Here is an 11,370-nt window from a genome sequence, read left to right as displayed (position 1 = left end):
GATGTGGTGCGGCTGTTCCTGCTGATTCTGTTCCCGGTGCTGGCGCTGGGGCTGGTATAGCCCCGGCACCGGACGCGCTTTACCTTGTGCCATTGTGGTTGCCCCCATCGCGTGCCCTTAGGGTATGTGCTGGGGGCTTTTTTCGTTCTGCAGGTCAGGGTGCCTCAAAAACGGCCCTGGTACAGCGCGGCGGGTGTGATGTCGCCGATGCGGGGCGTGCCGGCCAGGGCCATGCAGACTTCCAGTTCCTCGCGCAGGACCCGCAGCATATGAGCGACGCCAACGGCGCCGGTGCCCAGCGTAATGCCGGGCTGGGCGCTGAGAATGTCCTTGAGTTCGGTCTTGCCGGATTCCTCGATCACGCTCTTGGTCAGTACCGTCATGGTCTGCGGCGTGTCGGCGATATCCCGCACATGGTGGCTGTCGGCACTGCGCCTGGCCTTGTAGGGGGCATTGGGCTCGGCATAGGGGTTGGCATCGGCAGCAATACGACCGTCCTCGATGACCAGCGTACCCAGGGAGACTTCCTCCGCCTGTACCGAACCGATCATGGCGGTCGAGATTGCCAGTGTCAGGCTGCCGGCAAGGGAGGCTCTGCGGCTGAAGTCCCGTTCCCGGCGCAGGCTGAGGGGAGCCCTGGGGTGCAGGCTTGAATGGCGCTGTCTGACATTTTCTCTGACACGGTTACTTTCCTTGAAATAGGCACAGGAATGCCCGGCCACCGCGGTGCGGGCAGCCATGCCTGGGCTTGTGTTTATGGCTGTGGAGTCAGCCGGCTTTACAGGGACACTGGCAGCGGGACGTCTAATTAATTGAAAAGGCTACCGGTATATTGATCGTGAGGGTTTCCATGGCCATGTCCGCCGGAAATTCCGGCAGCGGCGTGGCGCTTTTCAACATATCAATCACGGCGCGATCCAGTAATTTGGAGCCAGAGCTCTCAGTCAGGCGATATTCAATAACACTGCCTTTGCGGTCGAGTATGAAAAACAGTTTGGCGATACCTTCCTCGCCCTTGCGGCGGGCACGAATGGGATAGCGTTTATGCTGGGCCAGGCGTGCTGCGATCAGGGCGTAATACGACTGTTTGGCACCGGGATTGCCACCGGTACTGAGTGCAGCCTGGCTGCCGGTGGTCATGCGCCGGGCATCGCTGCTGTCTTTGCCCTCGGTACTGGTCTGTTGCCGCGAAGCGGTTGCGGCCGGAGTGGCTTCGGGCTGCGGCGTAACCGGTTTTGGCTGTCGCGAAGGCCTGATCTCGGTGTTCGTTTTGGGTTTTGGCCTGGCCGCTTCACGGGGCTTGGGTTTGGGCTTGACCGTCAGTTCCGCAGCCTGCTTCGCAATGACCGGTTCGGCAAGGGCCACGGGGTCGGGCACTGTTGCCGGTTCCGGCGCAGGCTCTGCCACGGGCGTGGCAACGTCTGGCTGCGGGGCTTCTACGGGTGTTTCGGCTGCCTGTTCCGACTTGGCCGCCTGCCGTTTCTGAGTCTGGGAACCCAGATCACCCAGCATTCCAAGGTCGATTTCGATGCCCTGTTCCCCCGGGGCTTTGGCCCCTTCGACGGGCTCGTGGGCCAGCACCAGACCCAGCGCTATCAGGTGCACACCAACCGCCACGCCAAGCGCAATGGCCCAGTGATGCGCACGGATCATGCGGAACGCTCCGCCATGCGGGTGGCCAGTGATACTTTCAGCATGCCGGCAGCCTTTATCTGCCCCAGCGTTTGCAGCAACAGTTCTACCGGAGTTGCGGCATCCACCTTGAGTAATACCGATAGTGCCTGTGGGTCCTGGCTTTTATCCAGCGTGCTGGCGATGCGGTCTTTTAATTGCGAGGCGTCCAGTTCCATATCGTCCATATAAATAGACCCCGCTGATGACAGCAGGATAATCATCGGTGTCTGTGCGGCAGCTGCTTTTTCACTTAGCGATGCCGGCGGATTAATGTGGATGGCGTCCGAGCGGCTTATGTTTCCGGCCACCATGAAAAAGATCAGCATTAAAAAAACAACGTTAATCAGCGGAATCAGGTTGTCATCCCTGTTGGCGCTTGCGGGCACTGCCTGTGCACTGAATTTCATGGGGCCTCCGCCAATGACAGCTGCCGCGCACCGCTGGCTTTCAGAGTATCCAGCAGCCGGATCAGGGTCTGTGTGCCCAGGCCGTTGTTGGCACTGATGACAAAGAGGTCATCGGCTTGAGCGCTAATCTGCAGTGCCAGGGCATCGGTGTCCTGCATATCAAACTCGATGCCATCAATACTAAAACGACCGCTGTCGCTCAGCAGCTGCACCTGATGTTGTATGGACGCCGGTGCGTCTCCGCGACCCGGTACGGCCAGATCCAGCTGGCGCCACTGGGTGAAGGTGGAGGACAGCATGAAAAATAGCAGCAGGATAAAAACCACATCGATAAGCGGTGTCAGGCTGATGGCACGCCTGCGTGCAGGCGTTGCCAGTTCAAGCCGCATTGCGCAGGGCCTTTGTATCGCGTCCGTTGGACGCCGGCTGCAGATTTGGCGCAGCGGTAAATACGCGGGTCACTGAATCACTCATCAGTGCGGCGACGCGTTCGACTTTGCGTTCCAGCCAGCTGTGGGCGAGGGTGACCGGAATGGCGACGGCAATACCGACGGCGGTGGTGAGCAGCGCCTGCCAGATGCCACCGGAGAGGACGGAGGGATCCACCTGATTGCCGGCGGCTTCCATTTGCTGGAAGGCGCCGATCATGCCCAGAACCGTGCCCAGCAGGCCGAGCAGCGGGCTGAGCATGGCGATCACATCGAGCGGGCGCAAGAATGCACGTAGCTGGTTGAGGCGCAGGGTAGCGACCCGCTCCAGTTCGTCCCGAAGGAGTGCAGCATTGCCGCCTTTTTGCAGCCCGGCCATGGCCAGTCCAACCAGTTCGTTTACCGGGCCCGGCCCCTTGAGGCCATCCCTGGCGTCATCGAATCGGGAGGCGCGCCAGTGCGCCAGGCTGTTTTCCAGCTGCGGGCTGGATTCGGGCCGCAGCTGGGCAAACTGCCAGATCTTGAGCAAAAAGATACTCAGTGCAATTACGGAGAAACCGAGCAGGATCCAGACGACAGGGCCTCCGACGCTGAGAAACTGCTGCAGTTGATCCAGCAGTGTCTGGGGTTCGGCCACCGTGAGGCTGTCCGCCAGAGGCAGGCCGGTTGCCGGGTCTGTCGCAAGTTGCCCGGCTGTTGTCAGTGCGGCGTGTGCTGTGTCAGTGAGTTCGGCCCCTGGAGTGGTGCTGAGGTTGGCACTCACATCCGTGGGCATGTTGGGAGCGGGAGCGTCCATCGGGGTTGCTTCCTGCATGACTGGCGTTGCTGTCTCCATTGAGGGGTCCACGTTAAGCTCCGGCTGCATGGTATTTAAATCATGATGCCAATGATAATTGTTATTATTAAGATTTCAATGTGTGAGTGGGCAATTCGTCGGTTGGGGCTGAAAAAGCGGACATTTATCGCTCAATGCCGGGCTGATAGCCGGGTTGTCGTGGGCGAACTCCCCGAAGGGTCTGTATTGACTGTATGGCTATGGCCTGGGGGTATTCAGTCGCTCTTGAGAGCGTGGAATAGGAGGAAGAGCACGCACACTGCGTGCACCGGTTGACGCCGGGGAGCGAATGCAATAGCATTCCCGGCGCTGGAAACATGTCGATCTGCCACCGTGCGCAGCTCAGGCATTCCATCTCTCCGTAGTTCAACTGGATAGAACGAGGCCCTCCTAAGGCTTAGATCGGGGTTCGAGTCCCTGCGGGGAGACCATTTCCCTATCGCTACAAATTGATTGTAAATCAATTAGTTAGTGATTTTTGATGGTGCGGAAACTCTCAAAGTGTCACATCTGACCGCGTCAGAGTGTCACACCTGAGAGGTGAGTATGACCACTCTGCACCACTGCTATACAGATCGGCACAAGACCTATTATCTGCGGGTCAAACTTCCTCGCGACATTGCATCTGACCACACTCAACCCGAGATAAGATCTCGCTCCGTACAAAACGTCGGCGCCTTGCTGCGCAACGCTCAGCGGTCGCGCTCTGTCGCGTCCAGCAAGCTTTTGAGTGCATTGGGATAACCATGCCTCAAGTCCACGAGGAATCAACTCAGGGAAGACGAAAAAGCTCGAATTCTGAGCAGCCTTCCTGAACACCGCGATGGCGACCATAACGAAGCTCGAAAGCGGCATACCGCATGGCTTGCGGCTGGCTTTGCATTCGGCGCCAGCGAAAAGGGGGTAGCCGACACTCGGCCGGCCCCTGTGCAGGCGTTTCTGACCATCATGTGGGATCAGTCCGGCAGCCCGAACGCGTAGAGCTTGTTGTTAGACGTTCCGAGTCCGAAGTTGCTGTAGCCGGATCCCCAGAAGAGCATGCCATCGGAGATGGCGGCACCTGACAGGCACGAACCGCCGCTGGCAAAGCTCCACAGCTCTTCTCCAGTTGCTCCGTTCAGGGCGTACATGTGTCCCTCCGGGTCGAGCGAGCATCCGAACACCACCCCGTTGGCGGTGGTGACTGGGCCCGATGTACTGCCGCCCCACGATGGGGTGACCTGCCAGAGCAGCTCCCCGGAACTGGTGTCCATCGCGCTCCACACCCCGTTCGTCGTGGTCGACCCATCGGGCAGGGTCCAGTCCTCAAGGTCGCTATTGGCATTGGCCGTGTAGATACGCTGGCCGTCGACGGCCGATCCCCACTGCAGGCCACCCTTGGACCCGCCCGGTCCGGCCTGGGTCACCCACCGAACAGCTCCAGTGTCAGCGTCTAGCGTCCAGTACTGGCCGCTTTTCTGCCCGGCACCCACTACGTCGAGTGGCTTGCCCATTGTTCCCTTGATCCTGAACAGCGCCGGGGCCTGGGCGAAGTCATAGCCAGGGCCAGCGGGGTCTGGGCAAAGGGACCCGTCACCGAGGAAAGGGACACAGTCCAGCGTCCACGCATCGTACGGTGTAGCACGAGTGGCCCATCGGATGGCTCCCGTCTTCATGTCGAGCGCCAAAATGCTATCGAAGTGGTTATCGGCAGGGAGGCACGCGCTCTTTGCGACCGGATCGCCACCGGCGGCAGCCACGCAGTCAAGAACGTCGTCCGGTACCGAGTAGTTGTTGCCAGTGGCAATGTAAACCTGGCCACGCCTGGTGTCGATCGCCGGAGAGCTGCCCCACACGGCGTTGCCGGTGTATCCCTGCGGGGCCATGTAGGTCTTCCAGAGAATTGCGCCGGTCTCGAGGTCGAGGGCAAGCATACTTCCCCGGAACGACAGTACATACCCGGGGATGAAGGCGGCAAGCGCCTCTTCCTGTGACGACACCCCGACGTAGACCCGCCCGTCGAACACTGTTGCCGACTGGGTGATGATCGCGGCTGGGTGTGAGTCCGCCTGTGTGCTCCAGAGGGTCTGACCGGTGAACTTGTCGAAGGCAAGTATCTTTCCTCCGTTCCCGAACGGTCCCTGCGTCCCAATGATCACCTTGTCCTCGGTCACTGCCGGAGTCGCCCGTGCCTTGTCACCTGGTAGGCCGGTGACCTCTGCGATGCTGACCTGCCACCTTACGGCGCCCGTCAGCTTGTCAACGGCATATAGATTGCCCGCCCAGTCGGGAACATACACCGTATCGGCGTCTACCGCGGGGGTGGCAGAGACATCGCCGCCGGTTTGCAATACCCACTTCTGGATCAGACCGTTCACGTTTTCGACGCTCAGTGTATGTTCGGCCTGCTGGTGCCGGGTGTTCTGTCGGTTTCCACCCGCGGAGATCCAGTCGCTGCCCTGGGACGCGGTCGCAACCGGCGGTATCATGAGTACGCCGGCCATAGTAGCCACGAGGGCAGGCACCGTAATCGATTGTTTGTGCAGGGTGCTTTTGGCTCGAAGAGCCATCTTTACTACATGGTATGCAAGTCTGTAAGCGAAGAACCGGCAGTGTGTGCTGTTCAAAGCTAACCATCGACCCGCTAGATAAACAGTCTTCATGATTGAATTTCCCTTGGTTTCAAAGCGTTGCGAATGTACGACCGTGGCTCTTGATTGCGCAGCACTGGTCGTTAGCAACACGTCGGTAGCGATTCAGCTCAACCGCGGAACGCGCCCTTAAAGGGGGAGCTGTGAGCATTAGCGAAAATCCTTCCGACAATTGGCTGTTGTGATTCCAGCCGTTTTCGATACGCCCTGTCTGAATGGCACGCAATTCGAACCCGGCCGGCTTCTTTATTGCCGCCGCCAGTCGGCTCTTTTCGCTGAAGGAATTAGAGTGGAACAGGTAACATTTAGTATTGCGCCATGAAAATAGCAATGAATCGTTTTGCTTCAAGCGGATCATTTTTTGCAGCGTTTGCAGCGTTTGCAGCGTGTTGAGCAGATTCTTTCCACTGAGTATCGCAGACCGTGTGGCCTACTCCTTTGTCAGATCCTCGATCTGCGACACCAGCGGCACTCCTAGCTACCTCGGTCAGCTGCAGGTGGCGGCTGAGATGGAGTGGAGCTCACCCCGGAGGGGATCAGCATGCACCTGTGTGACCTGGCCAGGCCCGAGGTTCGCACCCGCTACATGTGCCTGTAGTACAAGGGTTTCAGTCAAGCGGATACGTGTTCGAGGTATCCTGCGCAGTATCGGCATAACGCTGCATTGCTGTGTTTTTAAGTTCAGTCACGCCTTTTCCAAACGCTCCCGCACCGTAATATTCTGAGTACTCTCAGCGGCTGTTTTTCAAGTCACGTACCGGCGTGGCGGTCTTGCGTTGTGTTTTGACTTTTTTGTTACATTCAATCCGCCCCCGGCTCTCGGTGCGTGCTATCTTTCCTTGTATTTTCAATATCCTGCAAGAAGATGCTGCATGAACGCCAATAAAACCATTCTGGTTGTCGCAGATGATGTAGATGATGCGGATATCGTCTCCAACCTGCTGAGCAAAGAATTTGATCAGGTGTTTATCTCCACTGACCCGGACAAGGCGGTGGAGGACTTTGAACAGTACAGCCCCGCAGTACTGGTGCTGGCCTTTGCATCGCTAGCCCGTGCTCAGACCTATTATCTGGGGCTGTATCGTTTGAGTGCCCAGGCCCATGCCCATCCTCACAAAACGCTGATCCTGTGCAGCAAGGACGAACTGCAACAGGTGTACAGCCTGTGTAAAAAGGGCCACTTCTCGAGCTACGTGTTGTTCTGGCCGCTGGGATATGACTCAACGCGCCTCGGTATGGAGGTTCATCATGCATTGCGTCAGTTGGCGCTGGGTGAGGCCGAGATTCCGACGGCCAGTGAACTGGCCTTCCAGGCACGGCGTATTGCCGGACTGGAGTCCTTGCTGAAGGCCAGCCTGATGCAGGGGGCTGAGTCTATCGCATCGGGCAAGCAAGCGCTGGATCAGTCTGGCGAGGATATTCGGCTGGCGCTGGAAGGGTTCGCATCGCGCTTCTCGTCCGAGGGACAGCAGCAGTTGCGCGAGGCGGGGGGCGCGGCGGGGGCGTCGGTACTTGAAATGTTGCAGGCGGAGTTTACGCGCGTGCAGACCGAGCATGTCGACAAGCATCTGGATACGGCATCAAGGGCGATGGAGCCTGTCAGTGACTGGGCACAGCGGTTTCGTCAGGAGCTGGAACCGCAGCTGGAGTCGGTGCGTGAGCTGCAAGCGCTGACCGAGACCCGCAAGCCGCTGGTGCTGGTGGTGGATGATGACGAATTTCAGCACAAGCTGGTGGCGCGCCTGCTGCAAGAATCGGGCGCCGAGCTGATTTTTGCGCTGAACAGTATGGACGCCCTGGCGGTAATTCGCAGCCGGCGGCCAGAGCTTATTTTTATGGATATTGACCTGCCGGATCTGAGCGGTATTGAAACCACCCGGCGTATCAAGGCCATTGAGGCCTTTGCCAGCATCCCGGTGGTCATGATTACGGGCCACAGCAAAAGGGATGTGGTGGTTGAAAGCCTCAAGGCCGGCGCCTGTGACTTTGTCGTCAAACCGTTCGACAAGACGACTCTCCTGAAAAAGTTCAGATCTTTGGTGCGCAGCGGCTGATACTCGAAACCGCCGCCAGCACGTATCACCGCGTTATGACGAGGCAAGGATGATGACCGCGACTTTCCCCGATTCTATCTACCTGGTTACGGCGGTACTGGCTGTGCTGGTTGCGACCCTGTTTGCATTCCTGTGTGCCAGGCAACAGACGCGGATCCGCAATCAGATGGCTCAGCGCACGGCGGAACTGACCCAGGTCAGGGCGCGGCTGCAGCGGGTGATCGATAGCAGCAAACTCGGTTACTGGGACTGGGACCTGGCCAGCGATGTGATTCAATACAGCGGCCGCTGGGCCAGCATGCTGGGCTATCGGCTCGATGAGCTGGAGCACAACTATGCAACCTGGGCCGAGCGGGTGCACCCGGATGACAAACCCGTTGTGGAACAGGCCATGGATGATCTGCTGCAGGGGCGCTGCCAGGAGTATGAGCACGATCACCGGTTACTTACCCGCAGTGGCGAGTGGCGTTGGGTGCGCACCAGCGCCAGCGCCCTGAGCCGTAGCGAGTCGGGCAGTCCGCTTTACATATCCGGCACCCATACCGATATTCACGACAAAAAACAGCTTGAGCTGGCACTCAAGGCCAGTGAGCTGCAACTCCATGCGGCCAATGCAACCCTGGAGCGCAGTGTTGCTGCGCGCACTTCGCAGTTAAGGGTCAGCGAAGGCTTTATGCGTGCCCTGATCAATGCGCTCAATGTGCATATTGTCGTGCTGGATGAGGATGGTGGGCTGATTACCTGTAATGAGTCCTGGCGCAGCTTTGCTGAAAACAACGGCAACCGGCATGAGCCGATTCGCAGAGGGATAAACTATTTTAGCGTCTGCGGTCCGGCGGAGCAGGAAGGAACGGCTGCGGCTGCGCTGATTCGCGCGGTGTTGAGGGGCGAGCAGCAACAGGGAGCTTTTGAGTATGTCTTGCACGGCGCGCAGCAGCACTGGTTTCAGTGCACCGTCAGCCGTTTTCGTGTCGGTGAAGGGGCCGTGCGGGTGATCTTGTCCCATCACAATATTACCCTTCGCAAACAGGCGGAAGTTGCACTTAAGCAGCTGAATGAGCAGTTGGAGCAGCGCGTGCTTGCCCGTACCGAGCAGCTGCAGCAAGCGCAGGAGGCTGCGGAGCATGCCAGCCAGGCCAAATCCGAGTTTCTGGCCACAATGAGCCACGAGATACGGACGCCGCTCAACGGTGTGATTGGCATGGTCGATGTATTGGAGCAGACCCGGCTGGAGCCCAAGCAGAAGGGCATGGTGGATTTGATTCGCATATCCGGACTGTCTTTGCTGAGCATCATTGATGACATCCTGGATTTCTCCAAGATCGAAGCCGGTCACCTGGAACTGGATCCGGCGCCTTTTTCGATTGCCGCCACGGTGGAGCAGTGCTGCGCCATGGTGGATAACCAGGCCAGCAACCGCGGCGTGGAGCTGCGCATGTTTACCGACCCGCAGTTGGCACCATTGCTGCTCGGCGACGAGCTGCGCATACGTCAGGTGTTGCTGAATCTGGCCAGTAATGCCATCAAGTTTTCCAGCGAAGGGCAGGGCGGCCAGGTGTCGGTGCGGGTCACGCTGGAGGAGGAGACGGAGCAGCAGGTCCGCGTATTGTTACAGGTGGCTGATAACGGCATTGGCATGAGCGAAGACGCGCAGGCCAGCCTGTTCACTGCCTTCAAGCAGGCCGACGCCTCCACCACGCGGCGCTTTGGCGGTACGGGGTTGGGGCTTGCGATCTCGCTGCACCTGGTAAAAATGATGCAGGGCGACATCCGTGTGCAGAGCGCACCCGGCAAGGGATCGCTGTTCAGTGTATCCCTGCCGCTTGAGCGTCTGCCCGATGCGCAGTCGGCGCCCATCGCCGAGTCTTCGGCAGCGGGACTGAATTGCCTGGTGGTGGGGTCTCAATCGAGCCTGGCGGCTGACCTGTATATCTACCTGCAGCATGCGGGGTGTCAGACCGCGCGGGTGAGCAGCCTGAAAGAGGCGCAGCGCTGGCAGTTGAGCCAGGGCGCAGGGCTGTATGTCTGGGTGGTGGATATCGAACGCCAGGCGCGGGAGATGCAGGGCTTTGAGCTTGCTGCCGAGGGGGCTGCGGGGCAGGAGATTGTCTTTGTGCAGATTGAGCGCGGCCAGCGGCGCTATCCCCGTCAGGCCCGCCCCAACCGGGTAGAGGTTGACGGCAATGTGCTGTCTCGGGAGATGCTGCTGGCCGCCGTGACCTACGCCAGCCGGCGCAAAATACTCGAGCCGGTGCAATGGGCCAAGACCGAGACCGTGGTTGCGGATGTCCTGCCGAGCCGGGAGGAAGCGTTGCAGCAGGGGCGCCTGATTCTGGTGGCCGAGGATAACAAGGTGAATCAGAAGGTACTGGTGCAGCAGCTGGGCCTGCTGGGGTACACCGCCGATATCGCCGCCAATGGCTGCGAGGCGCTGGAACTGTGGCGAAAGGGCAATTACGCCCTGCTGCTGACCGATTTGCACATGCCCGAGATGGATGGTTATCAGCTCACCCGGGCGCTGCGGGCAGCGCCGACCGACATGCCCATTATTGCCCTGACCGCCAATGCGCTAAAAGGCGAGGCGCAGCGCTGCAAGGATACCGGCATGGATGACTTTCTGAGCAAGCCGGCCCGGCTGGCGGTGCTGGGCGAGATGCTGGACAAGTGGATACCGGACCCGCGGGCGCTGGCGGATACCAGCAGGACGTCTGCGGTTGACACTGACAGCGATGAAGCCGGGGTAAGCGCAACGCCTGCCGGAGCACTCGATGTCACTGCAGCACCTGACACCGATAGCCCGACCGAGAGTGCAGTGCTCGATACCGGCGAACTGGCGGCGCTGGTGGGGGATGATCCGCAAGCGATACAAGAACTGTTGCAGGATTTTCGGCACTACGGCCTGCAGACCTCCGCCGAGCTGCTTCAGGCTTACGAGGAGGGCTTGGTTCAAGGTGTTTGTGCCATGGCGCACAAGCTTAAATCGTCGGCCCGCTCGGTGGGCGCGGTGCGCCTCAGTGATTACTGTGCCCAGTTGGAAGAGGCGGCCCGCAACGGGGATATGGCTCAAATCGATGGACTGATTCCCGTGTTCAGGCTGCAGGTGGCCGAAGTCGATCGGCGCATTGCCGCGCTCTGATGAGTGGGGTGCGCAGGGAAGGCTGTTTCGGGCTTTGTCGGGACAAGTCTGGGAGTTTGGGACGAGAGCTGGCCTTGACCGCCGTTTGACGCGTATAGGTCGCCGTGGGTGCGAGTACGTTGGGTCTTCGGTTTGCAAGTTGTTTCAGGCCTTGCCAAGGCGGGTCTGGAGGTTTGGAGAGAACGCTGGCCTTGACCGCCGTTTGA

At 59.4% G+C, this 11,370-nt stretch carries 8 protein-coding genes and 1 tRNA gene; 3 read left to right on the top strand and 6 right to left on the bottom strand.

Translation table 11 applies throughout. The features are described 5' to 3' along the window. Positions 1 to 164: 164 nt before the first annotated feature. The 5 genes from F451_RS28250 to F451_RS0123490 all read right to left on the bottom strand — a co-directional run bounded on the left by F451_RS28250 (position 165) and on the right by F451_RS0123490 (position 3,344). On the bottom strand, positions 165 to 740 hold the full coding sequence (locus F451_RS28250) for a hypothetical protein (protein WP_020683877.1): 576 nt from the start codon (positions 738 to 740) through the stop codon (positions 165 to 167). A gap of 64 nt (positions 741 to 804) precedes the next feature. Beyond that, entirely contained in the window at positions 805 to 1,653 is an 849-nt protein-coding gene (locus tag F451_RS0123505) for an energy transducer TonB (protein WP_020683876.1), read from the bottom strand. Further along, the gene (locus F451_RS0123500; protein ID WP_020683875.1) at positions 1,650 to 2,081 is read right to left on the bottom strand and encodes an ExbD/TolR family protein; all 432 of its coding nucleotides are present in this window, start codon (positions 2,079 to 2,081) and stop codon (positions 1,650 to 1,652) included. The genes F451_RS0123505 and F451_RS0123500 overlap by 4 nt, the downstream gene beginning before the upstream one ends. Then, positions 2,078 to 2,470, bottom strand: a complete 393-nt coding sequence (locus F451_RS0123495; protein ID WP_020683874.1) for an ExbD/TolR family protein — start codon at positions 2,468 to 2,470, stop codon at positions 2,078 to 2,080. The genes F451_RS0123500 and F451_RS0123495 overlap by 4 nt, the downstream gene beginning before the upstream one ends. Continuing rightward, on the bottom strand, positions 2,460 to 3,344 hold the full coding sequence (locus tag F451_RS0123490) for a MotA/TolQ/ExbB proton channel family protein (protein WP_240476535.1): 885 nt from the start codon (positions 3,342 to 3,344) through the stop codon (positions 2,460 to 2,462). The genes F451_RS0123495 and F451_RS0123490 overlap by 11 nt, the downstream gene beginning before the upstream one ends. 355 nt (positions 3,345 to 3,699) lie before the next feature. Between F451_RS0123490 and F451_RS0123485 the strand changes: the two genes are divergently transcribed. Continuing rightward, positions 3,700 to 3,775 (top strand) — tRNA-Arg (locus tag F451_RS0123485). Positions 3,776 to 4,300: 525 nt separating this feature from the next. Here F451_RS0123485 and F451_RS0123475 read toward each other — a convergent pair. Continuing rightward, positions 4,301 to 5,986, bottom strand: a complete 1,686-nt coding sequence (locus tag F451_RS0123475; RefSeq protein WP_205624069.1) for an outer membrane protein assembly factor BamB family protein — start codon at positions 5,984 to 5,986, stop codon at positions 4,301 to 4,303. Positions 5,987 to 6,846: 860 nt separating this feature from the next. On the opposite strand from F451_RS0123475, the gene F451_RS0123470 reads away from it, so the two are divergent. Both F451_RS0123470 and F451_RS26415 read left to right on the top strand, forming a co-directional pair. Then, entirely contained in the window at positions 6,847 to 8,028 is a 1,182-nt protein-coding gene (locus tag F451_RS0123470; RefSeq protein ID WP_020683871.1) for a response regulator, read from the top strand. Between the two features lie 49 nt (positions 8,029 to 8,077). Next, on the top strand, positions 8,078 to 11,164 hold the full coding sequence (locus tag F451_RS26415) for an ATP-binding protein (protein WP_083928534.1): 3,087 nt from the start codon (positions 8,078 to 8,080) through the stop codon (positions 11,162 to 11,164). The last annotated feature ends 206 nt before the right edge of the window (positions 11,165 to 11,370 follow it).

It is taken from the genome of Marinobacterium rhizophilum DSM 18822 (assembly GCF_000378045.1).
GTDB classification, from domain to species: Bacteria; Pseudomonadota; Gammaproteobacteria; order Pseudomonadales; family Balneatricaceae; genus Marinobacterium_A; species Marinobacterium_A rhizophilum.
This window is presented reverse-complemented; position numbering and strand designations above follow the sequence as displayed.